The organism is uncultured Neglectibacter sp., from assembly GCA_937958185.1.
In the GTDB taxonomy this organism is placed as follows: Bacteria; Bacillota; Clostridia; order Oscillospirales; family Acutalibacteraceae; genus Acutalibacter.
Window position 1 is genome coordinate 1 of sequence record CALFFN010000004.1, and the last position, 25,004, is coordinate 25,004.

A 25,004-nucleotide genomic window follows, 5' to 3' on the forward strand; every position below is an offset into this window, starting at 1 on the left:
CTCTTGTGAATTGCCGCGGTCGGGTCGCCCGGTCACGACCAGTACACGCTGGCTCCACAAAAAGATTTTCCTCTTGTAAATTGCCGCGGTCGGGTCGCCCGGTCACGACCAGTACACGCTGGCTCCACAAAAAGATTTTCCTCTTGTGAATTGCCGCGGTCGGGTCGCCCGGTCACGACCAGTACACGCTGGCTCCACGAAAAAAGGCCTGGGAAAGAATCCCAAGCCTTTCTGTTGCTGCGAAACTTACTTGTTTACAGTCTCCTTCAGAGCCTTGCCAGCCTTAAAGGCAGGAGCCTTGGAAGCAGGGATCTGGATTTCCTTATTGGTGCGGGGATCACGGCCGGTACGGGCGCCGCGAGCGCGAACCTCAAAAGTACCAAAGCCAACCAGCTGAACCTTATCGCCCTTCTTCAGAGCGTTGGTAATAGCCTCGATAACTGCGCCAACAGCAGCGTCGGCATCCTTCTTGGTGATTTCTGCCTTAGCGGCAACTTCTGCGATCAATTCAGACTTGTTCATTTTGGACAACCTCCAGTTTATTGTGCGGCAGAAACTCTCTTTCCACTCTCAGTGATACCAGCCGCAATTCTTGATACTTGCCCGGCAAAAAGCGCCGAAAGTTCGTAACGCTTGCAATCATATCATATCCTTTCCCATTTTTCAAGTGTTTTTGCGAATTTTTTGTGGTTTTATCAGGATTTTTATTTCTGCTACTCCTTCTCCGCCCCAAATCAGGACGCCGAGGAAGTAAATCCCGGCGCCGCAAAGGACGGAAATTCCCAGCGCGGCAGCTTCCCCAAAACTCCCGGCGGGCAAAAAAGGACGCAGGAAGAAAAAAGCGGTCCTGGCGGAAACCCCGCATAGAAGGGCGCAAAGGAACGGCTGGAGGAACAGCTTTTTCGCGGAAAGCGGTACGCCGCTGACCTTCCGCAGGCAAAGGAACTGGGAAACCGCCAGGAACAGGTAGCAGACAAAGGTGCCGATGGCGGCGCCGTAGATATTCAGCTCTGGAATGCCGCAGAGGAGCCAGTTTGTCAGGAGCTTTACCGTCATGGCGCAGAGAAGAAGCTTTACGGGCAGGTCCGCCCGCCCTACCGCCTGCAGCATACTGGATAAGGGGGCGCACATGGCTGCGGCAAGGGACGCGACCCCCAGCAGCACCAGCACCCCGGCAATGATCGGAGCGGAGCTGTCGTCCCCGTACAGCACCCGGACGATAGGCTCCGCCAAGGCGGCAATGCCAAGACCTGCCGGGAAGCAGAACAGCGCCGTGATACGGCTGACAGAGCAAATGCGGCTGCCGATTTCCTTTTTCTCTCCCCTTGCCCACGCTTCCGTCACCGTGGGCAAAGCGCTGATGCCGATCGCCTGTGTCAGCGCCGGGACGAGAAGGTACACGGTCATTGCCAGCGTATAGCAGCCGTAAAGATAAGTCGGCACGGTTTCCGGGTGCTCCAGATAGACCTGGGGGATCATGCCGGAAAAGCAGGACAGCAGCCTGTCGGGGAACTGCTGCAAGATCCCGGCAAGGCGGCTCTGCAAAAAGGTGGCGTCGATCAGCCCGGTCACGTTGGTGGCAATGGAACCAAGGGCTATGGGCAGGGTAATGGAAAGCAGGCGTTTCGCCGTCCGCTTCCTGCCTGCCGGGGCTGGCGAAAGCCGGTACAGGCAGGGGTCGATCCCATCGCCCACGCGCCTGTGGCGGACCGCCAGATAGCACAGGGCCATGAGCGAGCCAAAGGTCACGCCCAATACGGCGGCTGCCGCGCCGAAGGACAAGGTCAGGAACATGGCGTCGTCGGCAGATCGGGGCAAAATGGAAAACACCGTGCCCGCCCGGACATATTCCTCCGTGCAGCGGGAAACCACCCAGCGCCCGGCGGAAAGCCCCAGCAGCAGCTTGACGACCGCTTCCACCACCTCCGAGGCGGCGGTGGGGATCATGTTCTGCAAGCCCTCATAATAGCCCCGGTAGACGGAACCCAGACAGGCAAAAAGAATGGCAGGCGCCAGCGCCAGCACGGGAGCCAGGGCATAGGGCGTGCCGATGATATGGGTGCAGTAAAAGGGCGCGAACGCGGTAAGGAGGAGCATTCCCGCGCCGCCCAGGGTCAGGAATAAGGGAAGCGACACCCTTTTGACCTGCCGCACATCGTTCCATCTTCCCAGTGAGCGGTTTTCCGACACCATGCGGGACACCGCCACAGGGAAGCCGGCAGTCGCCAGGCTGAAAACAGGTCCGTAAAAATTGTACGCCACGTTGAACAGCCCCATGCCGTATTCCCCAATAGCGTATTTCAGGGGAATCTTGAACAGCGCCCCGATCACCTTTACGACCGCCATACCGGCGGTGAGAATCAACGCGCCGTGGAGAAAATTCTGCCGAAGCCCTTTGCGCCTCTGTTTCAAATCCATCATTCCTCATCAGAACTTTGCGGCTGCCAATTCGCGCCGCAAGGCTTTTTCAGGCTTTGCCCGGATATTTCGCGCTTGGCATGCTTGCCGGTATGGAGATATCCTTTTCGTATCCAAGCCGCAGAAAGAGCGATAGCGGATAACAGGGCAAAAGCCGCTTTTCCATTCTTATGTGGAACATGGGGCGGGGATTCCCCGGCGGGGGGCGGAAATGGGCGCAAAAAAAGAACCGGCTTTTGCCAGCCGGCTCTTTTTGGCGATCCTATTACTGTTCGTCGTTGGTATCCGTGGTCTTGGGCTCCTCCGCGGCGGGCTGGTCAATGACAAGCTTTGTGCCGCAGTTGCTGCAGAACTGCACGGTATTGGGGCTGCGCTTCCCGCAGTTGGGGCAGACGACCTTGTTCTGCTTGTCGTTCAGCTCCTTGTTGACAGCGGCATGCTGGTTCTTCAGCTCGTCGATCTCGGCGATCTTGCCCACTGCTTCCGCGTCATCCGCCAGCTTGGCGCGGCAGGATTCGTAAACATACTCTCCCAGCGCCTCATAACGCTTGCTGATCTCAGCGTTCAGCTCCGCGACATTGATACGCAGCTTGGACGCGTCTACGAACTGACCGGCTCTTTTGCCCACAGCCTCCGCAGCAGACTTTGCGTTTATGACCACATCATCCAGAATTCCCATGTTGGTATTCCTCCTTCTTGATTTTCCAAAAATTCAGAGCTTTTCATCTCTGTGTTTTCATTATAACAACCATTTTCAGGAAAGTAAAGAGGGAAATCCCTTTCAAATGGTTTACATTTCTCTTACGGAACCGCATTTTAGATGCTGGACGCTAGATGCTGGATACTAGATAAGATAAGGACGGTAAATGATAGTTTAGTACGCATGAAATGGGCAATGAGAAATGAGCAATGAGCAATTATTTACTCCCGATGGGAAAACCGCAGGCTATTTGCCCTTTCTCAGAGGGGGGGAGGAGGGGGCGCTGGTCTCCGGTGGAGACCGTTCAGCGCTGACCGAGCCAAAGGCGAGACCGAAGTCCCCCACCGAAGAAAGAAAAAAATCGCACACGGCAGCATGATCGAAAAGGCAGGGATCTAAATGTGCGAAAGCAGGAGCTTTGGAAAACGGTTTCTCCGGCAACTGCTAAACTACAATTTATCTATACATCTTCCGGTCGGGACACGTATTTGCGAAAAGTACCCGCTGTCTTCTCGTCTTGCCTCCGGCGGTACGCCGGGCTAACAACTAATTCCCCAAAAATTCCCGGAGCATGGACGTTTCCGGCACCAGCGCGGGGTCGATGGGCTCGAACCGCATCAGGCGGGACTCCAGGTCCCGGGCTTTGCGGTAATAGAGACTGTCCGCGGCGATGCTGCGCAGGAGGGGAATCGCCACCGTGCGCAGGACGCAGGGCTCATAGATATGAATGGAATTGACGGTGTAGTCGGCGCTGATGCGGTAGGGGCGGATATATTTGTCCTCGCCGGACACCACCTCCTCCCACATGGAGAGGGTGTGCTCCGCCGCAGTATTGCGGAACTGGATATCCCGGACGATCCGGCGCACCAGACGCAGGTCCATGGGAGAGATCACTTCCCCGTTGGCGTCCTTGATCTGCTGCTTCACGCTGACATACAGCTTGACGCAGGCGTCCTCCGGCAGTTCCCCGGTGAAAACGGGGTTCAAGCCGTGAATGCCCTCAACGATCACCAGATCGTGTTCGCCGATCTCATAGCCGCGCTCTTCCTCCTCTGGTCTGCCCAGAGAGAAATTGTACCTCGGCACGCTGAATTTCCCGGTGGAGGTCACCGCCTTCAGGCAGCTTTTCACCCGCTCCACGTCCAGCGCTTCGATGGATTCATAATCGTAATTTCCATTGGGCAGAATGGGCGCAAGCCCCCTTCCCCGGTAAAAATCGTCCAGGGAAATGATATGCGCCCGCCCGCCGAACTCCGACAGATAGGCCTGCAGCAGATGGGCGGTGGTGGTCTTGCCGCTGCTGCTGGGACCCGCCAGCATGACGACCCGCACACCGGCGTGCTGCTCCCGGATATTCCGGGCAATATTGCGCAGGCTTTCCTGATAGGCGCCCTCCACCTCGTCGATCATCTTCTGCGGGCAGCTTACCGCGCCGTCATTGATCTGCTCCAGATGATTGATGTACTTCATGTAGCCGCTTGCGAAATTGCTCATACAGGTCTGTGACGCCCTCCTTTCTGCTAAGAATTTCCCCATTGCGGGAAATATATTCATAAGGGTATTTGAAATTGAAAATGCGCTCCAGCCTGTCACTGTAGGGGTCCCTGAGCTTTGTGACGCCGCCGGCGCCGCAGGCGATGACAGAGCTGGATTCGTCCATGGTGTAGATATTGTACCGGCAGAGGTTGCCTGGCTTTGCCCAGCCGGTGTTTTCCTGATTGCCCGCCATTCTGGTCTGGCGGTATAAATAGTATGGCTCGAAGCCTTCCTCCGTCAGGCGGCGGACGGAATAGTCCACCATGGCGGCGGTCTCCTCGCCTTTTCTGTGCAGGGAAAGGTCGCCGCCCTCAGAGACCAGCCGGGCGGAACGCTTCAGCGCCAGCGAATGGACGGTGACATTGGCGGCGCCCAGAGAGATCACGCCGTCCAGCGTCTTCTGAAAACCCTGCAGATCGTCGCCGGGCAGACCGACGATCAGGTCAGCGTTGATTTCCCGGAAGCCCATTTCCTTTGCCAGCGCAAAGGCGTCCAGCACGTCCTGAACGGTGTGCCGCCGCCCGATATTTTCCAGCACCTGATCGGACAGGGACTGGGGGTTGATGCTGATGCGCGTCACGCCGGAAGCGAGCAGGGCGGAAAGCTTTTCCCGGTCGATGGTATCGGGTCTGCCGGCTTCCACGGTAAACTCCGTGCAGCGGGAAAAATCAAACTGCTCCTGAATCTTTTCGCAAAGCCGGGAAAGCTGGGAAGCGGACAGCGTGGTGGGCGTGCCGCCGCCAATGTAGGCGGTGCAAAGGGTCAGCCCCAGCGCTTTTGTGACCTGCGCCGTCTTTTCCAGCTCCTTCAGCAGCAGCTCAAAATAGGGCTCGATCAGCTTTTTGGACTGCTCCACGCTTTGGGACACGAAAGAACAGTAGGAACAGCGGGTGGGGCAAAAGGGAATGGACACGTATAAACTGAAATCGTTTTCCGAAAGTGCCTTTACCGCCGGGGTCTGCGCCCGCAGCACCCGGAGGGCAAGGTCGGCTTTTTTCCCGCTGACGTGCCCGTGGCTGCGGAATTTTTCCACACCTGCCGTCTCCCCCAGCTCCTCGCAATACTGGCGCAGGAGCTTTACCGGGTGAATGCCCGTCAGCATTCCCCAGGCGGGGGTATAGCCTGTCAGCTCTACAAAGGCGGTGTAGAGCAGGTCGGTCAAGCCGTATTCCGTAAGGGTTTTCTGAAAATCAGCGCGGGTGAGCTGCTTTTGCCCGTCGGACACCGTAACCCGATATTCATATGCTTCCCCGGCGGCAGTTATGACGGTTTGGGTCCAGGGCTCACTTGCTTCCGGCTGTTCCCCCGGCGCCACTCGCACCGGGCTGTAGGGAAAAAACAGGCGGCAAAGGTTTTCACATTCATAGCGGAACGAGTGCCCCGCGATCGTCAGCAGCATATGCCGCCCTCCTTTTTCAATTTCGCTGTAGAAATTTTTTCAAACGGATTTTTTGCCCTTTCCAGCATCTAGAATCCAGAATCCAGTGTCTATGATATCACAAATTCCGTCCATTCAATGTGGTTGTACTGCATGACGTCCTCCGCCTTTTTCATGCCCAGCTTCTCGTAAAATGGCACGGCGTTTTCATTTGCGATGAGATATACGGCGATATCCTTTTCGCCGCCTGCCATCTCATGAGCCGTCCGCATCAGCCTTGTCCCGATCCCGCGACCCTCGTACGCCCTGTCGACGCCCAGATCCGTCACATACAGCCAGTAGGAAAAGTCCGTCAAGCCAAAGAGCACGCCCACCAGCAGACCTTCCCTGTTTCGGGCGGCAAGGCTGATGGAAACATTTTTTACCAGCTTTTCGATCCGTTCCCGGAATCTCTCCCTGGGGTACTGCGCCCCCAGATCGGTGCGCTTCAAAAAGTCAATATATTCCTCCGGGGAAATGCGCTCACTCTTGATTTCAACCGTTGTCTCCATAAAAACTCTCCTTGCCGGTGAAAAACTGATCTCTGACTGTCCGGGTCAGGAGCGGTCGATGGAAATGACACCGGGGATCTTCATCAGCCGCTCGATAATGCTTTGCAGCTGCGGGAGGCCGTTAATGGAGATCGTGGCGGAAATAAAGGCGTTTTCGCTGTTGCGCTCCTGCCGGGAATTGAGGGAATGAATGAAAATATGCATATTGGAAAGCTGCTGGGTCACGTCTGCCAGCAGACCGCCGCGGTCAATGGCAATGATGTGGAGGGTGGACTTGAAATCGTCCTTGATATCCCCCTCCCAATGGGCGCTGACCCAGCGCTCCGGCTCCGGGCAGAGAGTGAGGTCCTGGGGGACGTTGGTACAGGAGCGCTTGTGAATGGACACGCCGAAGCCCCGGGTGATGAAGCCGACGATCTCGTCCCCGGGCAGGGGGTTGCAGCAGCGGGAGAATTTGATCAGGCAGTTGTCCATGCCGTCGATCAAAACGCCGCTTGCAACCTTCTGCTTCGGTTCTGCCGGGGGCACCTGCCGGGGCAGAGCCTCCGGCTCGGCGGTTTTCGTCAGGCGCTGGTATTCCTCCCGAATACGGGGCAGCACCTTCCAGAGCTGAATGCCGCCGTAGCCGATAGCGGCATAGAAATCATCGGCGGTGACACAGCTGTAGCGCCTGCCAATGCTGTCCAGCATATAATCCATCAGCCCCGGCGCCATGGTGATCCCGCTGCGGCGGAACTCCCGTTCCAGCTCCGCTTTGCCCTCAATGATGTTGTCGTCCCGCTTTTCCTTTTTGAACCACGCGCGAATCTTGTTCCGGGCCTCGCTGGTGCGCACGATGGTGAGCCAGTCCCGGTTAGGTCCCTTTCCTGCTTCCTTGGTGGTGAGTATCTCGATGATCTCCCCGGTTTTGACCTTATAATCCAGCGGCACGATGCGCTTATCCACCTTCGCCCCCACCATGCGGTTGCCCACGGCGCTGTGAATGGCGTAGGCAAAGTCGATAACGGTAGAACCCATGGGCAGGTTCACCACATCGCCCTTCGGCGTGAAGACAAACACCTCCTCGGGCATGAGGTCGCTCTTGATGGAGTGCACCAGATCGGTGACGTCCTCGCTTTCCGCCTGGTTTTCCAGCATTTGGCGGATCCAGGTAAGGCGGTCGTCCAGAATGCTGTTTTCCGACTCCTTGGCGGACATTCCCAGCTTATACTTCCAGTGGGCGGCAATGCCGTATTCCGCGGTGTGGTGCATTTCCCAGGTGCGTATCTGCACCTCAAAAGGCACGCCGGCTTTATTGATGACCGTGGTGTGCAGGGAGCGGTACATATTGGGCTTTGGGGTGGAAATATAGTCCTTGAACCGATTGGGCAGGGGCTGGAACATATCGTGGATAATGCCCAGCACGTTGTAGCAGTCCTCGATGGTGTCCACAATGACGCGGACGGCGAAAACATCGTAAATTTCTTCAAAGCTTTTGCCCTGAATGAACATTTTCCGATAAATACCGTAAACGCTCTTTACCCTGCCCTCAATGTACACATTGGGAATGGAAGGCTGGATACGCTCCCTGATCTGCGCCTTGGTGTCCTCGATGAACTGCTTCCGGCTGTCGCTGCGGGCTTCCAAATCCTTTTCAATCTCGTGGTAGGCGGTGGGGTCAAGATACTGCAGGGAAATGTCCTCCATAAATTCCTTGACCCGGCGGATACCCAGACGGTGCGCGATGGGGGCGTACACCTCCACGCATTCCAGCGCCTTGTCCCGCTGCTTTTGGGGCGTCATGTACTCCAGTGTAGTCAAATTGTGCATTCTGTCCGCAAATTTGATGATGATGACCCGGATATCCTCCGCCATTGCCATCAGCATTTTCCGCAGGTTCTCCGCCTGCTGCTCCTCCCGGGAGGAATAGGGAATCTGACCCAGCTTGGTAACGCCGTCCACCAGCTGGGCGACCTCCGTGCCAAATTCTTTCGTCAGGTCTTCCAGCGTGCAGTCGGTGTCCTCCACCACGTCATGGAGCAGACCTGCCATGACGGAATCCGTGTCCATGCCCAGCCCAACCAGAATGGCCGCCACGGACAGCGGGTGGATAATATAGGGCTCGCCGGAGCTGCGCTTCTGGGTGCTGTGTTTTTCCTCCGCACAGCGGTACGCCCTGTCGATGCGCTCCTTATCGTATTCTTTTTCACTTTCAGCGATGATTTTTTGCAGCTCCTCATAGGTGCTGATCTGCACCGCCAGTTCCATGGGATACACCTCTCCTGTTTTCCGCCTGTTCTATCCTAAACGCGATAAACGCGCCTATTCAGCCAGCGCTTGCAATTCTATGTAGACCGGGGACGCGAACATATCCACTTTCCCCTCTGTTTTTTGCAGCAGCGCTGTCATCATTTCGCCCTGCGCGCTGCACTGCACAAGCCCCCGCTCCTCCAGCATATCCAGGCTGAGCAGCAGCTTGCCCAGATTAAAGCCCTGCTCCCGCAGGGAAAGGGATAAGGCTCTCAGCCCAAAGGAAGCGCCGTGCAGGGAGCTGAGCCGCCGGTACAGCGCCGCCAGCGCCCTGCGGTCGGGGGCAAGCAGCGCCCGCTCCTCCCCGCTCAGTGGTTCCCGCCGGCGGAATTTCTCATACACCCGGTAAGCGTGCAGGACCTCGGCGTCCTCCAGATCGGACAGCCGGATATCCCGGACATTGACCGTCAAATGTACGTCGCCCCGGAACTCCCGCAAATCCAGAGACACCGCCAGATCCAGCCTGTCACCGATATGGAACGGGAAATCCTCCGGGCGGGTGCGGAACCGCATACAGGTGAGAAAGGAACCGTTTTTCTGGCAGATCAGCCGCAGGTGCTCCCCTTTCCCCACGGGGACGATCTCCCGCAGTTCCATGCCGAACAGCCCGAACAGGGGCTGGGGATTGCCGCCGCCGAAGGGTTCCAGCCGCTGCATTGCCCGGGGCATATCGGCGTTTAAGGACGCCGGGTTCAGGCGGCAATCCAGCTTCAGCACCGGGGCGGGCATTTCCGGGCATACCCTTGCTGCGTATGCGTTGATTTTCCTGCGGAAATCGTCGATTTGCTCGGTTCGCAGCATGACGCCAGCCGCCATGGGGTGCCCGCCGAAGCGTTCCAGGCAGTCCCCGCAGGCGCTGATGGCGTCAAACAGCGAAAAGCCCTCCACGCTGCGCCCGCTGCCCCTGGCGCTGTCCCCGTCCTCGGAAAGGACAAAGGAGGGCTTGCCGAAACGGTCGGTGATACGCGCCGCCACAATGCCCAGCACACCGTGGTGCCAGCCCTTGCCGCTGACCACGATCACCCGGCTGTACCGCAGGGCGGGGTCGGCTTCTATTTTTGCCACCGCTTCCTGAGAAATAAGGGCTTCCTCCTGACGGCGGCGGTCGTTGTCGGCGCAAATCTCCTCGGCGAGGGCGTCCGCTTCCTCCTCATATTCACAGCAGAGCAGCTTCACCGCCCGCTCCGGGGCTCCCATTCTGCCGGTGGCGTTGATCCTGGGGATCAGCGTGAAGGAAAGCCCGGTGGCGGTAAGCTCCCGTTCCGAAGCGCCGCTGCGCTCCATCAGGGCGGAAACGCCGGGTCTGCCGCTGCGGGACAGGCTTTGCAGCCCCACCCGGACGATCAGCCGGTTTTCCCCGGTGACGGGCACAGCGTCCCCCACCGTGCCGATGGTCGCCAGATCGGCGTATTCTGTCAAAATGCCCTCCACGTTGCCGTCTTCCAACGCGATGAGCAGCTTCAGCGCCACACCCGCGCCGGAAAAGTCCTTGTAGGGGCTGTTGTCCCCGGGCTGGTAAGCGTCCACCACGGCAACGGCTTCCGGCAGGGTCTTCTGGGGGCGGTGGTGGTCCGTCACCACCACGTCCATTTGCAGGCTGTTCGCCAGCGCCACCTCCTCCACGGAGGAAATGCCGTTATCCACGGTGACGATCAGCTTGACCCCCTGCTCGTGGAGCAGTTCCACGGCGTGGCGGTTCATGCCATAGCCTTCCCCCTCCCGCTGGGGAATATAATAGAGAACGTCCGCGCCCACGGCTTCCAGATAGGTGAAAAGCATGGAGGTGGCGGTAACGCCGTCGGCATCGTAATCCCCGTACACGGCGATTTTTTCAAAATTGTCAACGGCGCGGCGAATGCGCTCCACCGCTTTGTCCATATCTTTCATCAGAAAGGGGTCGGAAAGCTCTTCCCCGCCGCCCAAAAGCGCCTGCACCTGCTGCTCTGTGCGGTAGCCGCGTATCTCCAGCAGCATGGCGAGGAAAAAGGGCAGGGAGTACCGCTCCGCCAGCTGAGCCGCCCGCTCCTTATCCAGCGGCGCCACCTGCCACAGCTTCAAATCCATGTTCTTTTCCCCCTTTCCCACATTCTTTCCCAATTAAAAACTTATTTTATCATTTTGGGGAGAAAAAAGCAAGGAACAGGCGGAAAATACTTTGGGGGCTTAAAGCTGCGGAAATGGAAAAATGAGCAAAACCACGCCGAGGGCTACGAGGACGACCAGATCGCCATGCTCAACAACAACATTGTGTTCACAGCCGATGGCTTTGAAACGGTGAAAATGGCGATTGGGCGTTTCAAGGACGAAACCAGGGGAGACTGCTTCGGCGTTGTGGCCCCCAACATTGTTGGTACTTTGCTGGCAAGCAAAAAGCTGATGATACAGGCAAAGACCGAGGACAACAAAACCGTGCTGTTCCAGGTGGACGAGAATGGGGCAAAGCTGCACAATGCGGACTTTAACATTTACGCCCATGGAAACCAGCTTTCCTTAAACCCGGACATCGGCATTGCCATGGGAAAAGAGCCGATTTATACCAAAACAGAAAACGGCGTGGAAATCAAAAAAGAAAACGCCAGCTTCTATGCGGACATAGAAACCGGCGATGCGTTCTTCAAAGGGACGATTCGAGCTGCAAAATATCTGGATCAAAACGGTGAGGAAATGATGGTGCCGAATACCTATAAATTTGCCGCTGACTATCTCGATCTTCACGGGCTTACCATCAAAAACCCTGCCGGAACTACCACCCTGCATATTGATTCTAACGGCAATATTACCATGAAGGGCAACATTACCCTGACCAATGGCGCACAAAATGGCACTTTTATCACAGGTACCAATATCTATTCGCCTAAAATTGAGTCTCCAGAGATGATCTGGTATGAAGATACCGATACAGAAGAAAAGCCTGTATTGGGTACTATGGGACAAGAACCAGGTGATGACGGAAGTGGTACGCCGACCGTATTGTTGAAAGTAATATCTGAGAAGGGCATAGGGCTGCAAGCAAAAACTGGTGGAATTAGCTTAGAAGCCCAAAAAGGAATCTGGTTAAAAAATCTTACCACGGCTCAAAGTAGCTTTTCCGTTCGAGGGATATTAAGCATTGCTTCAACCGGAGCTTGCCCGCCGCTTACAAATAAGGATGGTTGGGTCAATGTAGAGCAGGCTTTGGGAAAATTGGAAAAAAGGCTAAGTGATTTGGAAACTACAGTTGCTTCCCACTCCAACAGCATTGCTTCTCTTTGGGACGTAATAGGCTCTTAACGAACACTGTCCAATCACATTCCTGTATACCAATAAATGCTTCCTTCAATACGATGGTCGCTACGCCCGGGATAATAGGTTAAAAAAAGAATATTGACATCATTCCAAGGACCTAAACAATAAGCTAAAAGCAATGACTCTGCCTGTGTAATATCAACTGTATAGTACTTTTTTAACGTTTCTATGTGAGTAAGAGCATAAGAACGAAGAGTTGATATCCCTGTAGCTCTAAGTGCTTGAATTTTTGAAATGTCCCTTGGATCTCCATTTGCGCACATGTAGATATAGTATCCTTCCTCGTGAACTTTCATGTTTGGAAACATATCCACAAATTCCTGATAAGTCAAAGCCCCCTCGGGCAAATCGTCGGGGGTGGGGTCAACAAAGGTGGGGTCAAAATTGGGGTCGGCTTCCACAGTGGTGTTTTCCAGAACAGGGTCGGCGTTCACCGCCACCTGGGCTACCTCGCAGCGCTGGGCGTTATTTTGGGGGTTCAGCTTCCCGTTGCTGCCGTTCACCACCTTGTGGGTCACCGCCCACTGCATGGCTTCCTTCGCCCAGCTGGAAACAGAGCCGCCATCGGGGAACTGGGAAAGGATATCGCTGTCAAAGCTGGCGTCGTTGCCCGTTTTCTTGGCGTAGTTGTACATGATAACCGCCATCTGCTCTCTTGTCACGTTCTTTTCCGGGGCGAATTTCCCATCGCCCACGCCGGAGATCAGCTCCGCCCGGTAAGCCCATTCCACAGCGGGGGCGTACCATTTATCCTTGCTCACATCGGAAAAGCTGCTTTTCCCCGTCCAGGTGGATTTGTCAAAATTGGAGGTTTTATTGGAAAGCACCTGCACGAACATGCCCCTTGTCATAGGCGCGTTGGGGGAAAAGGTGCTGCCGTCGCCGGTGCCGTTGAACAGACCGTGCTCATATACATATGTCACCGCGTCCTGATACCAGATATTTTCCGGCACGTCGGTAAAGGGCGTTCCGGCTGCGGAAGCGGGCAGCGCCAGCGTTCCCAGCAGCAGCGCGGCAGTTAACAGCAAAGAGATAAGTTTACGGTGCAGTTTCATAGAGGGAACCTCCTTTAAGCAATTTTTCTGTAACACCGATAAGTTCTGTTTTAATTATAGGAGGCTCCCTTGCCGAATGCAAGACCTTTTTGCGGTTTTCTGCCGGATAGCGCGAAACCAAGCCGGGAAATAGTTGACGGCGCGGGGAGAATCGAGTATACTGAAAATAGAAAAGGGACGCTGTGCGATTCCTACCCGAAGATAAAAATGGTTGACACCGAGGGGAGAATCGAGTATACTAAAAACAGAAGGAGTCTGCCGATAGACGGTTGACCCAAATAAATCGCTTACAAAGAAGTAACCGTTTTCCTTGGGTGAGGGGCGGTTACTTCTTTGTGTTATTGATCAAAGCAATCAGCAAAGTAACAGTGACAGTTAACACCATCAGCATCACTACTAAAGCCTCGTAAGCACTCATAAGCTGTTCCCTCCTCTACAAATTCTCAAAAAAGAACTGTATGTTAATAGGAGGGTTCAGACCCTCCTAAGGAGGATCAACCGCCTACCGTTTTAGGCAGGACTCCCCTTTCGGGTCGGACAGCGCTGAACGGTCTCCACTGGAGACCAGCGCCTCCCGCGTCTTTCGACGCAAATGCATTATAGCAGAAATTTCGATTCTTTTCAACTGATTTTGAAAGGAATGCTGTGCAGGGAAAATCCGCGCCGGGAAATAGTTGACAGCGCCGGAAAATGCGCCTATACTGAAGCTGATTTAAGGGGGGATTTCCATGCTGTTATCTACAGAGACAGAATTTTTAGGGGCGGTGTACGGGGACGAAGCCGCCATACGAATGCTGGCGGAAGCGGGGTTCGACGCTTTCGACCTGAGCCTGTTTTCCATGTTCGACCAGCCGGGCTATGAAATGAACACGCCGAATTTCCGGCAGTACGCGAAAAAGCTGCGGGCGGTGGCGGAGGAATGCGGGATCGTGTGCAACCAGTCCCACGCGCCTTTCGCGTCCAGCGTTGGGGACGCGGAGCAGGACGAGCGGCGGTTCCAGTACATCGTACGCGCCATGGAAGCGGCTTCCATTGTGGGGGCAAAAATCATCGTGGTGCACCCCAAGCACCATCTTTCCTACCGCACCCACGCAGCGGAGCCGAAGGAAATGAATCTGGAATTTTACAGCCGCCTGGTTCCCTACTGTCAGGAATTTCACATCAAGGTCGCCTGTGAAAATATGTGGCAGTACAACCGGGAAGGCGGGCGCATTATCGACAGCACCTGTTCCCGCCCTCAGGAATTCTGCGAGTATCTGGACGAGATCGGCAGCCCGTGGATCGTGGGCTGTCTCGACGTGGGGCACACCGCCCTGACCGACGAGGACCTGGGCGGGTATATCCGCACCATGGGCGCAAAGCGTTTGCAGGCGCTGCACGTCCACGACAACAATCTGCGGGAGGACAGCCACACCCTGCCCTTCACGGAGAAAATCGACTTTGCTGCCCTGACCGCCGCGCTGTCGGACATCGGCTATCAGGGGGACTTCACCTTTGAAGCGGACTATTTCCTGCAAAAGTTCCCCCGCCCCCTGCACCGGGACGCGCTGGGACTGCTTCATGCCACCGGGCGGTATTTGATGGGGAAAATTCGGCAGTAAATACTTTCAAAAGGCTTGACATTGACGCGCCAAACAGCTATAATAAAAACAGAAAGAGAGGCGCTGTGTGCCGGTGGCACACGCCCAGCGCTGTCTGAGCTGACAGGTGAGTTCTGCCGATAGACGGTTGACCCGGATTAGATTACTTTACGAGAAAGTAACCGCAGCCTTTGGTCGGGGGCGGTTACTTTTTCGTTTCTCTGATTAAAGCAATGACCAAAGTTACAGTGATTCCAAGAACCATCAGAACAATGGAAAGCAGTTCAAAGTCACTCACAAGCTGCCCTCCTTTTCACAAGATTTCCCTTTCGAGATTTCTATGTAATCAGAGGGTGCAGACCCTCCGCAGAAGGTCAAAACCGCCTACCGTTTTAGGCAGAACTCCCTGCGCCTTGCGACGCATATACATTATATCAGATAAACCGACAAAATACAACCATAAGCAACAACGCGGAGGAGCGTGACAAAAGCCGGACAGGTTTCCCTGTCCGGCTTTTTGTTTTATCCGTTGTTTATCAATTGCTGAGCAGCGCTTCCGCGCAGCGGATACCGTCCACGGCGGCGGAGACGATTCCCCCCGCGTAGCCCGCGCCCTCGCCGCAGGGATACAAGCCCGCCGCCAACGGGGACTGGAGCCTTTCGTCCCGAAGAATGCGGACGGGAGAGGAACTGCGGGTCTCCGGGGCGGTAAGCACTGCGTCGCCGTCGTCAAAGCCGCGAAGCTGCCTGCCCAGAATGGGAAGCGCCTGCTTCATGGCTTCCGTCACAAAGGGCGGCAGGCAAGCCGTCAAATCAGCGGGAACGACCCCCGGCTGATAGGTAGGCTGCACCACAGAAAAGCTTTTGGAGGGTGTGCCCGCCAGAAAATCCGCTACCCGCTGGGCAGGGGCAAAGTAAGTCTGATCGGTCTGGCGGAACGCCGCCCGCTCGATACGGCGCTGGAACTCCACCCCAGCGAGGACGCCCGGCTGCCCGAAATCCTCCGGGCTCACACCCACAAGCAATGCCGCGTTGCTGTTTTTGCCGTCCCGCGCCCACTGGCTCATGCCGTTGGTGACGATACCGCCCGGCTCGGAAACCGCGCCCGTCACCGTGCCGCCGGGGCACATGCAAAACGTGTACACGCCCCGCCCGCCGGGCAAATGGCAGGAAAGCTTGTAGTCCGCCGCCCCCAGCGCCGGGTGCCCGGCAAAGCTGCCGTACTGCGCCTTGTCGATCAGGGCGGCGGGGTGCTCGATCCGCGCCCCAACGGAAAAGGGCTTGGGAGCCATAGGGATTTCAAGTTTACATAATTTTTCAAAAATATCCCGGGCGCTGTGCCCTACCGCCAGGATCGCTTTGTCGCAGGGGATCGCTTCCTCCGTGCCGTTCCGGCTCTGCACGGTCACGCCCTGCAAACTGCCGTTTTTGATAGAAAAGCCCGTGACCTTTGTGGAGAAGCGCACCTCGCCGCCCAAAGACAGGATTTTTTCCCGAATGGCTTTTACCGTGGCGGGCAGCTTGTCCGTGCCGATGTGGGGCTTTGCTTCCCAGAGTATCTCCTCCGGCGCGCCGGCAGCTGCCAGCTCCTCCAGCACCTTGCGAATGCGGGGGTCGCCTGTGCCGGTGGTGAGCTTGCCGTCGGAAAACGCCCCTGCCCCGCCCTCGCCGAACTGGACGTTGGAGTCGCCGTCCAAGTCCCCCTCGTTCCAGAAAGCACGGACGGTCTTTTCCCGCTCCTCCACAGGCTGCCCGCGCTCCACCACGATAGGGCGCTGCCCGCACTGGGCTAAGACCAGGGCGGCAAACAGCCCCGCCGGACCAAAGCCGATCACTACCGGGCGCTGGGCAAGGGGTCGGGCTTTGGGCAGCTCATAGTGGTAGGGCTTCGCGGGCTGGACGTGGGGGTCCCGCAGCCGGGCGAGCAGCTTCTGCTCGCTTCCGTCAACAGCGGTTTCCACGGCGCAGACAAAGCGGATATTGTCCCGCTTCCGTGCGTCCACCGATTTTTTGGTCAGGCACAGCTCGTGAAGCGCGTTTTCGGGCAGGCGCAGCTTTTTGGCGGCAGCCCGTTTCAGGTCGCCGCCTGTAAAATCCAGCGGCAGAGACAGCCCGGAAATTTTCAGCATTCCCCCACCCCGTTCCTTTTTTATCGCGCGGCGCTTTCCCCTGCCGCCATGGCGGTGAGCCATGCCCAATGCAGGTTATAGCCGCCGCAGTCTCCGTTTATGTTCAGAAGCTCCCCGGCAAGATGCAGCCCGGAGCAGCGTTTGGATTCCATGGTCCCTGTGTCAAGCTCCGACAGCGGCACGCCGCCGGAGGTGACCTGGGCGCTTTCCCAGCTGCCCAGCCCGGTGACGGGAAGCCGCAGATTTTTCGCCGTTTCCAGAGCCTTTTGAAAATCCTGCCGGTGCAGCTCTGAGATTTTTTTATCTCCTGGCAAGCCCGCAAGCTTTGTCAGCTCCTGCCCCACCCGCAGATGGAGCAGCCCGGAAAAAAGCTGGGCGGCGGGCAGAGCCGGGCGGTTCTGCTGCAGCGCGTTCCAATAGGCGAAAAGCTTTTCCCCGCTCCACTGCTCCAGCAGGTCCAGCCGAAGCTCCGCCGGAGCTGCTGTCAGGAGGGAGGAAAGGTCGAACACGCAGATGCCGGAAATCTGACCGTCTCCAAAGATGACCTCGCCGCTTTCCTCTCCCAGCTTCTTTCCCTCTTCCCACAGGGAGACCCGCGCCTTGCAGCGAATGCCCTTGAGGGCTTTGCACAGCTTCGCGGAGGTTTTCAGGGGCGTCAGCGCCGGGATCAGGGGCGTGACGGAATGCCCCAGGGCTTTTGCCAGCTCATAGCCGGAGCTTTGGCAGGAATGCCTGGGAGAAGCCCTGCCGCCGCTTGCCAGAATGCAGCGGCCGGCTGAAATAGTTTCCCCGCCGGTATCGGTCAATTGGAAATGATCCGCTTCCTTTTCTATTTGGGACACGGCAAATCCCCAGCGCAGCTCCACGCCGGCTTCCTCGCAGGCGCTCCACAGGGTTTGCAGCACCGCCGCAGCCTGCAGGCTGTTGGGGTACACCCTGCCCTCGCTGTCCGCGCGGCAGAGAAGCCCAAGCTCCTCAAATTTCGCCAGAATACGCCTCGCGGGATATGACCCCAGCAGGGGCGCCGCCGCTTCCACATCGCCGTGGTAATGCTCCGGGGAAATGTGGAGGTTCGTCAGGTTGCAGCGCCCGTTCCCCGTGGCGAGAAGCTTTTTTCCCGGGCGGGGGTTGCCCTCCAGCAGCACCACGCCGCCGGGGATATTTTGCTTTTTCAGGGCGCGGGCTGCCGTGACCGCCGCCAGAAGCCCGGCAGCGCCGCCGCCCACAACGGCAACGCGATACCGCTTCATCACGAAATCACCAGCCCCAGCACGCCATAGGACAGCACGCACATGATGATATCCGCGATCAGCGTGCCCAGCGCCACGGACAGCATAGCGGATTTGAAATCCATCTTCATCAGCGCCGCCGCCAGGGAGCCTGTCCACGCCCCGGTACCCGGCAGGGGGATTGCCACGAAAATCATCAGCCCCACGGTTTTGTAGCGGTTGATCTTGTCGAACTTGCTCCTGCCCTTGGCTTCCAGCCTGTCCACCAGCTTTACGAACCGGGTGTTCCGCATCCAGTCGAAAATCTTATTGATGAACAGCAGGATAAAGGGCGTGGGCAGCAGGGTGCCCACAAGGCAGATAGAAAATGCCCGCAGCATGTCTAAATGCAACAGCTTTGCCGCCAGTATCCCGCCGCGCAGCTCGATGATGGGCATGAGCGACAGCAGAAATACCGTGAGCTCCGCGGGAATGGTCTCACTGAAAAAGCCGACCAGAGCCTGTACGATACCTTCCATACTTTTCACTTCCCTTTCTTTGAATGGAAACGCCGGAGCGGGTCCGGCAGTAAGTCCGCTTTCATAGCTTTTCCCATTTTACAAAAAATTCCCAGGAAGATATTTCTCCCTGGGAATTATTATTTGAATTTATTCTTTCATTTTCAGAAGAGCGTATGATTTTGCAGGAACGGAGCAGTCAGCCGTGGATCTGCTGCCAATCAAAGGACCCGGGCGCCGAAGCCGAATTTCCTGACCCAGTGCCCAAAAGTTCGGCGGCAAGGTCGCCATAGGTATAGCCCAGCTTTTCCCATTCTGTGAGAAGTTCGTCGAGAATTTCGCCGTTTGTTTTGGAGGTGCTGTGCAGCAGGACCACGGCGCCGGGGTGGACACGGGGCAGCAGCTTTTCAAAGGCTTCCGCCTTGGTGGGCTGGTCGTTTTCGTACCAGTCCACATAGGCCAGGCTCCAGAACACCGTATGATAGCCGAGCTTCTTTGCCATTCTCAGATTGCTTTCACAGTATTTTCCCTGGGGCGGGCGGTAGAGCTTCGGCATTTCCTGCCCAATGATCTCCCGGTAAAGGGCGGCGTTCTTTTCCAGCTCGTTCTGGAAGCTGGCTTCCTCGGAGATGGCGGACATATCCGGGTGGCTGTAGGTGTGGTTGCCCACGGTGTGCCCCTCTGCCACCATGCGCTTGACCAGCTCCGGCTGGGTCTCAAAATAATTGCCCACGAGGAAGAAGACCGCCTTTACGCCGTGCTTCTTCAAAGCGTCTAAAATGGCTTCCGTATTGCCGTTTTCAAAGCCTGCGTCAAAGGTGAGGTACAGCTTCTTTTCGGCGGTATCCCGGCAGTAGAGGGCGTCGAACTGGGAAAGGTAATCGGAGGAAGCGTTCCCGACGGGGGGCTTCCCCTCCTCCTGAAAGCTCAAGCCCCAATTGGTGATCTCCGCGCCGGTGAACAGCGCGCCACCGTTTCCTGCCGCCGTCAGGGTGACGACGCCGCAGATGAGCAGGATCGCCAAGGTGGAAAAAAGCACGCCGCGCCGCCGTTTTATCAGTTTCCAAAACTCCTTCATTACCCTTTCTCCCCTTTTCCGCTCTGTGTTGTCCCATTTTATGCGCCTGTAAAAGAAAATATCACCAGGGCATTGCGCAAAGCTTGGAAATACTGTATGATTTTTGTAAGAATCCATTTGCAGACTTTTAAGGAAGCGATCCTATAATAACGGTACAAAAATCTGTGCGGTTTCATAATTCAGAAAGGAAAGTGGTCATAGCTATGGATCAGACAGGCGGTAAAAACATACTGGTGGTGGACGACGACAGGGAGATCGTGCGGGCGATCGCGCTGAACCTGGAAAGCGAGGGCTACACTGTTTTCAAGGCTTACGACGGGCTGGAGGCGCTGGACCTTGCCATGACGAAGGACATCCATCTCATCATCATTGACGTGATGATGCCCAAGCTGGACGGGCTTTCCGCCATCATGAAGATCCGGGAGCGGAAGAACCTGCCCATTATCGTGCTTTCCGCAAAAAGTGAAAACAGCGACAAGGTGATCGGGCTTTCCATGGGCGCGGACGACTATGTGACGAAGCCCTTCAACCCCATGGAGCTGACGGCGCGGGTAAAATCCCAGCTGCGGCGGTACACCAGCCTGGGCGACATCAATTCCAGCGGGGAAAACACCATCGTCAACGGGCGGCTCACGTTCAATCTGGACGAGCACGTGCTGTATGCCGACGGCGAGCCGGTGAAGCTCACCGCCACGGAGACAAAGATCGTGGAGCTGTTGATGAGGAACCCCGGGCGCATTTTCCCGGCGGAGGAAATCTACAGCAAGATATGGAACGAATCTGCCTACTCCACGGAAAACACCGTGATGGTGCATATCCGGCGGATCCGGGAGAAAATTGAGATCAATCCGAGCGAGCCGGAATACTTGAAGGTGGTGTGGGGCATTGGCTACAAAATCGAAAAACACTAGTGTCTTTAAGGGGCTGGTTTCCTGGGTCTGCCTGATGGCAATGCTGTGCGGCATTGCCACGGGAGCGCTGCTGCTGGTCATCGTGGCGGTGAACCCCGACTGGCAGGGAAGGATCGCGGACTTTTTCGCCAGCCTTTCCGCCGCTTCCTATGAGGGCGTGGAGCTGGGAAGCTCCACCACCCTTTCGCAGCAGCGCGAACAGCTGGTGTACGGCTTCACGGTGCAGCTGATCAGCATACTCGCGCTGTGCGTGGCGGTGCTCGTTCCCGTGTTCGCCTTCCGTCAGGACAGGCGGTACGTGGAGGCTGCCATTGCCCGGGGGCTTTCCAAAATCTGGATCGAGGCAAAGCTGATTTTCCTGTTTCTGGTGCTGTTTTCCTGTCTGGCGCTGGGCAGCGGCACAGGAATGATCTCCAGCATACTTTCCCTCTGCGTTGTGGTGATCCTCCTCTATTTCCTCTGCCTGGACGTGGGGCACAACAAGCACATTTTCCGGCACAACATCATTCATTCCATTTTGAAAGCGCTGAACAGCTACCGGGAAATGTCCACCTTCCAGCAAAGAAGCCTGCGGCGGCTGTACTCCTGTCTGGGAGTGATCGCCGGGGTGCTGGCGCTTTCCGGGCTTGCGTTTTTCTTTTTGAATGAGACCCTGCCCTGGGGGCACTACATTCGGGACACCCTGCTGCTGGGAACTATCGTGTTTGCGGCAGTGGGGGTAGTGGGCACCATTTTGTGGTACGTTTTTGCCTTGAAGCAGGACCTGCGGGACTGGAATATCCTGATGGCGCAGATTGCCGAAATGTACGGCGGCAATCTGGACGCGGTGAACCATGTGCCCCCGGCTTCCAACCTGTACGACTGCGCCATGCAGCTAAATATGATCCGTATCGGCATTCAGAAGGCTGTGGAGGAAGGGATCAAGGCGGACCGCACCAAGGTGGAGCTTATCACCAATGTGTCCCACGATATCAAAACGCCGCTGACCTCCATCATCAGCTATATCGAGCTCATCAAAAAGGAGCCTGACCTGCCGCCGCTGGTCATGGACTACGTCGCCACCATTTCCCGAAAAGCCGACCGCCTCAGCGCCATCGTGCAGGACGTATTCGAGGTGTCGAAGGCTGCCACGGGCAACATTTCCCTGGATCTGGAGGATCTGGATATCGGGAAGCTGCTGAAGCAGACCTTTGGGGAAATGGAAGAGCTGCTGCGGGCTTCCCCGTTGGTGTGGCGGGTGGATATCCCGGATACGCCGCTGATGGTCCATGCCGATGGGCAGCGGCTGTACCGGGTGTTCCAGAACCTGCTGCGTAACTGCACCCAATATTCCCTGGAGGGCTCCCGGGTCTATTTGCAGCTGACCGCCCAAAACGGCAAGGCTGTGGTCACCATACGGAACATTTCCAAAAACGAGATCACCATGAACGGCGAGGACTTGACGGCAAGGTTCGTCCGCGGCGACCAGAACCGCACCACCGAGGGCAGTGGGCTGGGGCTGTCCATTGCCAAAAGCTTTACGGAAGCCTGCGGCGGGCAGTTCACCGTACACACGGACGGCGATGTGTTTACCACCGTGGTTCAATTCCCGCTGGTCGCGGAGCCTACTCCCCAGCCTGTGCAGGAGGTCCAGCCGGTACAGGCTCCTGCCCCTGCCCAGCCCCAGCAGGCGTTCCCCCAGCCAGAACTTCCTTCTCAGGAGGGGGTTCCGCCCCAGGGATAAGCATAGCAAAACCCGCCCGGTCAAGTACCGGGCGGGTTCCTTTTTGTGTAGGATTTGTGCAGGAACGGATTTATTTTGCGGCGGCGATTGCCTGCTCCAGATCGGCTTTGATATCCTCGATATTCTCAATGCCCACGGAAAGGCGGAGCAGGTCGGCGGGGACGCCGGCTTCCCTGAGCTGCTGGTCGTTCATCTGGCGGTGGGTGGTGCTGGCAGGGTGCAGGACGCAGGTGCGCAGGTCTGCCACATGGGTCACCACGGAAGCCATTTTCAGGCTGTCCATAAACTTGGCAGCCCCTTCCCTGCCGCTCTTCAGCCCAAAGGAGACCACGCCGCAGGTGCCGTGGGGCATATATTTTCTGGCAAGCTCGTAATCCGGGCTGCTTTGCAGACCGGGATAATTGACCCATGCCACGTCGGGGTGGGCTTCCAGATATTCCGCCACCGCCTGGGCGTTTTGGCAGTGACGCTCCATGCGCAGCGCCAGCGTTTCCAGTCCCAGGTTCAGCAGGAAAGCATTCATGGGGGCAGCCTGCGCGCCGATGTCCCGCATCAGGTGGCAGCGCGCCTTGGCAATATAGGCGGCGGCGCCGAACTGCCTGGTATAGATCACGCCGTGGTAGGATTCGTCGGGCTTGGTCAAAGCGGGGAATTTGCCGTTGTCCCAGTGGAACCGCCCGGAATCCACGATGACGCCGCCCAGCTGCACCGCGTGACCGTCCATGTACTTGGTGGTGGAATGCACCACGATATCCGCCCCAAAATCAAAGGGACGGCAGTTCATGGGCGTAGGGAACGTATTGTCTACGATGAGGGGTACGCCCTGGGAATGGGCTGCTGTGGCAAAGGCTTCGATATCCGCCACCGCCAGGGAGGGGTTCGCCAGGGTCTCGGCAAAGACGCAGCGGGTGTTTTCCCGCATGGCTGCCTGGATCTCCTCCACCGTGCTGGTGGGGGAAACAAAGGTGGCTTCAATGCCCATTTCCTTCATGGTCTTGTAGAACAAATTAAAGGTGCCGCCGTAAATGGCGCTGGAGCTGACCACGTGGTCCCCGGCGGTGCAGATATTCAGCACCGCCATCAGGGAAGCAGCCTGCCCGGAGGAGGTAAGCAGCGCGCCTACGCCGCCCTCCAGCGCGGCGATCTTTTTCTCCACCACGTCGTTGGTGGGGTTGCCCAGGCGGGTATAGAAAAAGCCGTCCTTCTGCAGGTCGAACAGGTCCCCCATCTCCTGAGAGCTTTCATAGGTATAGGTCGTGCTCTGCACAATGGGGGCAACGCGGGGTTCCCCGTTCCCGGGGTGATAGCCCGCGTGAATGCATAGCGTGTCCAATTTGTAATCTGCCATAGTGATCCTTCCTTTTCCTTTGACTTTATCGTTTCAGCGGAAAACCGCTGTCATGCACAACATCAGCCGAACGGAACATCTCCGGCTAGGAAATCAGGCTCCGCAGCCAGCCGCCCAGCGCGTCCGCCCCCAGCACGGCGAGAATGATCAGCGTGAAAAACGCCAGCAGGGACAGCACCTGCACCAAAATCCGCTTTTTCCGGGGGAGCTCTTCAAACTCGTCCTCCGCCTGCTCCTGCTCCTGTTCCAGCTCTTTCTTCATGCGGGCGGAAAATTCCTCCGCCGCCTGTAAATCGCTGTAACGCACGAAAATCTTCTTGTCGGTGGGCATGACCTCGCTGTCGTAAAGGTAGGAGCTGGTGCGAGAAGCAAAGGGCTTTAATTCGTAAACTATTCCCGCCGCGTCGAATTGCTCCGCCAGACGCTGGGCGGTGTACTGGTCCGCCCGATGGAGCAGCACCATGTCCTCTCCCTCCGCTACCCGCAGCCTGCTGTTTTTGCAGTTGGGGCATTTGGGTGTGGAATCGGGACACACAGAGCGGCACTTTTCACAATATAGCATGGTACCCTACCTTTCCGTTTCATTTCCGGCTTCCATCATACATGAAAATCGAAAATTTGTAAAGCCGGGGCAGGGAAAATTTCCATCAAAAAGCCCGCCGGGAGCTGGCGCCCATCGCGGCGGGTTTTCTGTATCGGAGCAAAAAGGATCAGCGAAAGACGGGCTGAAGCTGGCGCTTTTCCAGAGCCGCTTCCAGGCTTTCCCGGAGGAGGGAAAAATCGGCGACAAGGGAAAAGGGCTTTTTTACCGGGTCGTCCTGACTCATGGGGACAAAGAAAATATTTTTCGTGTTCATCAGCCGGGCAATGTTCGCGCCGGAAGCGCCCAGCGAATCATTGCTTGCCACGCACAGCAGCACGGGAATGCCGATGCGCAGGGTGGATTTCACCGCCATGGTCACCGGGGTGTCGGTGATGCCCCCGGCGATTTTTGAGAGAGTGTTCCCGGTGCAGGGGCACACCACCATGGCGTCCACCATGCCCTTGGGTCCGATTGGCTCGGTCTCCACAATGGTGTGCAGCACCGAACGCCCGGTGATCTGCTCCGCTTCCGCGATGAAATCCACCGCCCTGCCGAACCGGGTATCCGTTTCATAGGCGTTCTGAGACATAATGGGCAGCAGGTCATACTCTTTTTGAAGTTCTGCCATCTGCTCCATTGACTTTCGCAGCGTGCAGAAGGAGCCGCACATGGCAAACCCCACCCTGCCCCGTTCGATCCTTTCCATGGGTATCA

General features: G+C 57.0%; 20 protein-coding genes. 4 read left to right on the top strand and 16 right to left on the bottom strand.

Translation table 11 applies throughout. The annotated features are described in order from the left end of the window. Positions 1–246: 246 nt before the first annotated feature. From AB8996_RS00455 to recJ, 8 genes are all read right to left on the bottom strand, one after another. A complete protein-coding gene (locus AB8996_RS00455; RefSeq protein ID WP_369297002.1) occupies positions 247–522 on the bottom strand; it encodes an HU family DNA-binding protein in 276 nt (91 codons plus the stop codon). Between the two features lie 141 nt (positions 523–663). Then, positions 664–2,421, bottom strand: a complete 1,758-nt coding sequence (locus tag AB8996_RS00460) for a polysaccharide biosynthesis C-terminal domain-containing protein (RefSeq protein ID WP_369297003.1) — start codon at positions 2,419–2,421, stop codon at positions 664–666. A 262-nt stretch (positions 2,422–2,683) separates the two neighbouring features. Continuing rightward, entirely contained in the window at positions 2,684–3,097 is a 414-nt protein-coding gene (locus tag AB8996_RS00465) for a zinc-ribbon domain-containing protein (protein WP_369297004.1), read from the bottom strand. A gap of 567 nt (positions 3,098–3,664) precedes the next feature. Then, positions 3,665–4,612: a uridine kinase gene (locus tag AB8996_RS00470; RefSeq protein ID WP_369297005.1), complete on the bottom strand. Its 948-nt coding sequence runs from the start codon at positions 4,610–4,612 to the stop codon at positions 3,665–3,667. Further along, complete coding sequence (hemZ, locus tag AB8996_RS00475; protein WP_369297006.1) at positions 4,554–6,053, bottom strand: coproporphyrinogen dehydrogenase HemZ; 1,500 nt, start codon at positions 6,051–6,053, stop codon at positions 4,554–4,556. The genes AB8996_RS00470 and hemZ overlap by 59 nt, the downstream gene beginning before the upstream one ends. An 89-nt stretch (positions 6,054–6,142) precedes the next feature. After that, positions 6,143–6,583 carry a GNAT family N-acetyltransferase gene (locus AB8996_RS00480; protein WP_369297007.1) on the bottom strand — a complete coding sequence of 147 codons (441 nt, stop codon included), beginning with the start codon at positions 6,581–6,583 and terminating at the stop codon, positions 6,143–6,145. Between the two features lie 45 nt (positions 6,584–6,628). Next, positions 6,629–8,830, bottom strand: coding sequence for a bifunctional (p)ppGpp synthetase/guanosine-3',5'-bis(diphosphate) 3'-pyrophosphohydrolase (locus tag AB8996_RS00485; RefSeq protein ID WP_369297008.1), 2,202 nt, complete (start codon positions 8,828–8,830; stop codon positions 6,629–6,631). A gap of 54 nt (positions 8,831–8,884) precedes the next feature. After that, positions 8,885–10,936 carry a single-stranded-DNA-specific exonuclease RecJ gene (recJ, locus tag AB8996_RS00490; RefSeq protein WP_369297009.1) on the bottom strand — a complete coding sequence of 684 codons (2,052 nt, stop codon included), beginning with the start codon at positions 10,934–10,936 and terminating at the stop codon, positions 8,885–8,887. Between the two features lie 54 nt (positions 10,937–10,990). On the opposite strand from recJ, the gene AB8996_RS00495 reads away from it, so the two are divergent. Continuing rightward, complete coding sequence (locus AB8996_RS00495) at positions 10,991–12,142, top strand: hypothetical protein (protein ID WP_369297010.1); 1,152 nt, start codon at positions 10,991–10,993, stop codon at positions 12,140–12,142. Between the two features lie 14 nt (positions 12,143–12,156). On the opposite strand, the gene AB8996_RS00500 is transcribed toward AB8996_RS00495, so the two are convergent. Then, the gene (locus AB8996_RS00500; RefSeq protein WP_369297011.1) at positions 12,157–13,212 is read right to left on the bottom strand and encodes an S-layer homology domain-containing protein; all 1,056 of its coding nucleotides are present in this window, start codon (positions 13,210–13,212) and stop codon (positions 12,157–12,159) included. Positions 13,213–13,940: 728 nt separating this feature from the next. Between AB8996_RS00500 and AB8996_RS00505 the strand changes: the two genes are divergently transcribed. Next, on the top strand, positions 13,941–14,813 hold the full coding sequence (locus tag AB8996_RS00505; protein ID WP_369297012.1) for a sugar phosphate isomerase/epimerase family protein: 873 nt from the start codon (positions 13,941–13,943) through the stop codon (positions 14,811–14,813). A gap of 515 nt (positions 14,814–15,328) precedes the next feature. Here AB8996_RS00505 and AB8996_RS00510 read toward each other — a convergent pair. From AB8996_RS00510 to AB8996_RS00525, 4 genes are all read right to left on the bottom strand, one after another. Beyond that, positions 15,329–16,921: an NAD(P)/FAD-dependent oxidoreductase gene (locus AB8996_RS00510; RefSeq protein ID WP_369297068.1), complete on the bottom strand. Its 1,593-nt coding sequence runs from the start codon at positions 16,919–16,921 to the stop codon at positions 15,329–15,331. A 20-nt stretch (positions 16,922–16,941) separates the two neighbouring features. Then, positions 16,942–18,171: an NAD(P)/FAD-dependent oxidoreductase gene (locus AB8996_RS00515; protein ID WP_369297013.1), complete on the bottom strand. Its 1,230-nt coding sequence runs from the start codon at positions 18,169–18,171 to the stop codon at positions 16,942–16,944. After that, positions 18,171–18,668, bottom strand: coding sequence for a COG2426 family protein (locus tag AB8996_RS00520; RefSeq protein WP_369297014.1), 498 nt, complete (start codon positions 18,666–18,668; stop codon positions 18,171–18,173). Before AB8996_RS00520 ends, AB8996_RS00515 begins: the two co-directional genes overlap by 1 nt. 178 nt (positions 18,669–18,846) lie before the next feature. Then, the gene (locus AB8996_RS00525; protein WP_369297015.1) at positions 18,847–19,725 is read right to left on the bottom strand and encodes a polysaccharide deacetylase family protein; all 879 of its coding nucleotides are present in this window, start codon (positions 19,723–19,725) and stop codon (positions 18,847–18,849) included. A gap of 203 nt (positions 19,726–19,928) precedes the next feature. Between AB8996_RS00525 and AB8996_RS00530 the strand changes: the two genes are divergently transcribed. Together AB8996_RS00530 and AB8996_RS00535 are read left to right on the top strand one after the other, a co-directional pair. Beyond that, a complete protein-coding gene (locus AB8996_RS00530) occupies positions 19,929–20,636 on the top strand; it encodes a response regulator transcription factor (RefSeq protein ID WP_369297016.1) in 708 nt (235 codons plus the stop codon). Then, positions 20,611–22,359 carry a sensor histidine kinase gene (locus tag AB8996_RS00535; RefSeq protein ID WP_369297017.1) on the top strand — a complete coding sequence of 583 codons (1,749 nt, stop codon included), beginning with the start codon at positions 20,611–20,613 and terminating at the stop codon, positions 22,357–22,359. The genes AB8996_RS00530 and AB8996_RS00535 overlap by 26 nt, the downstream gene beginning before the upstream one ends. A 70-nt stretch (positions 22,360–22,429) precedes the next feature. Here AB8996_RS00535 and AB8996_RS00540 read toward each other — a convergent pair whose 3' ends face one another. From AB8996_RS00540 to AB8996_RS00550, 3 genes are all read right to left on the bottom strand, one after another. Continuing rightward, positions 22,430–23,707 (bottom strand): O-acetylhomoserine aminocarboxypropyltransferase/cysteine synthase family protein, encoded by a 1,278-nt coding sequence (locus AB8996_RS00540; RefSeq protein WP_369297018.1) that lies wholly within the window; start codon positions 23,705–23,707, stop codon positions 22,430–22,432. Positions 23,708–23,792: 85 nt separating this feature from the next. Further along, positions 23,793–24,269: a hypothetical protein gene (locus tag AB8996_RS00545; protein WP_369297019.1), complete on the bottom strand. Its 477-nt coding sequence runs from the start codon at positions 24,267–24,269 to the stop codon at positions 23,793–23,795. 148 nt (positions 24,270–24,417) lie between these two features. Beyond that, the gene (locus tag AB8996_RS00550) at positions 24,418–24,996 is read right to left on the bottom strand and encodes a dipicolinate synthase subunit B (RefSeq protein ID WP_369297020.1); all 579 of its coding nucleotides are present in this window, start codon (positions 24,994–24,996) and stop codon (positions 24,418–24,420) included. Between the last annotated feature and the right edge of the window lie 8 nt (positions 24,997–25,004).

Bases quoted from the DNA above. Each gene is read 5' to 3' on its own strand.
- AB8996_RS00510 (WP_369297068.1), bottom strand. From the start codon at position 16,921: ATGCTGAAAATTTCCGGGCTGTCTCTGCCGCTGGATTTTACAGGCGGC.
- AB8996_RS00550 (WP_369297020.1), bottom strand. From the start codon at position 24,996: ATGGAAAGGATCGAACGGGGCAGGGTGGGGTTTGCCATGTGCGGCTCC.
- AB8996_RS00500 (WP_369297011.1), bottom strand. From the start codon at position 13,212: ATGAAACTGCACCGTAAACTTATCTCTTTGCTGTTAACTGCCGCGCTG.
- AB8996_RS00515 (WP_369297013.1), bottom strand. From the start codon at position 18,171: ATGAAGCGGTATCGCGTTGCCGTTGTGGGCGGCGGCGCTGCCGGGCTT.
- AB8996_RS00525 (WP_369297015.1), bottom strand. From the start codon at position 19,725: ATGAAGGAGTTTTGGAAACTGATAAAACGGCGGCGCGGCGTGCTTTTT.
- AB8996_RS00485 (WP_369297008.1), bottom strand. From the start codon at position 8,830: ATGGAACTGGCGGTGCAGATCAGCACCTATGAGGAGCTGCAAAAAATC.
- AB8996_RS00465 (WP_369297004.1), bottom strand. From the start codon at position 3,097: ATGGGAATTCTGGATGATGTGGTCATAAACGCAAAGTCTGCTGCGGAG.
- recJ (WP_369297009.1), bottom strand. From the start codon at position 10,936: ATGGATTTGAAGCTGTGGCAGGTGGCGCCGCTGGATAAGGAGCGGGCG.
- AB8996_RS00470 (WP_369297005.1), bottom strand. From the start codon at position 4,612: ATGAGCAATTTCGCAAGCGGCTACATGAAGTACATCAATCATCTGGAG.
- AB8996_RS00520 (WP_369297014.1), bottom strand. From the start codon at position 18,668: ATGGAAGGTATCGTACAGGCTCTGGTCGGCTTTTTCAGTGAGACCATT.
- AB8996_RS00540 (WP_369297018.1), bottom strand. From the start codon at position 23,707: ATGGCAGATTACAAATTGGACACGCTATGCATTCACGCGGGCTATCAC.
- hemZ (WP_369297006.1), bottom strand. From the start codon at position 6,053: ATGCTGCTGACGATCGCGGGGCACTCGTTCCGCTATGAATGTGAAAAC.
- AB8996_RS00455 (WP_369297002.1), bottom strand. From the start codon at position 522: ATGAACAAGTCTGAATTGATCGCAGAAGTTGCCGCTAAGGCAGAAATC.
- AB8996_RS00505 (WP_369297012.1), top strand. From the start codon at position 13,941: ATGCTGTTATCTACAGAGACAGAATTTTTAGGGGCGGTGTACGGGGAC.
- AB8996_RS00545 (WP_369297019.1), bottom strand. From the start codon at position 24,269: ATGCTATATTGTGAAAAGTGCCGCTCTGTGTGTCCCGATTCCACACCC.
- AB8996_RS00480 (WP_369297007.1), bottom strand. From the start codon at position 6,583: ATGGAGACAACGGTTGAAATCAAGAGTGAGCGCATTTCCCCGGAGGAA.
- AB8996_RS00530 (WP_369297016.1), top strand. From the start codon at position 19,929: ATGGATCAGACAGGCGGTAAAAACATACTGGTGGTGGACGACGACAGG.
- AB8996_RS00460 (WP_369297003.1), bottom strand. From the start codon at position 2,421: ATGATGGATTTGAAACAGAGGCGCAAAGGGCTTCGGCAGAATTTTCTC.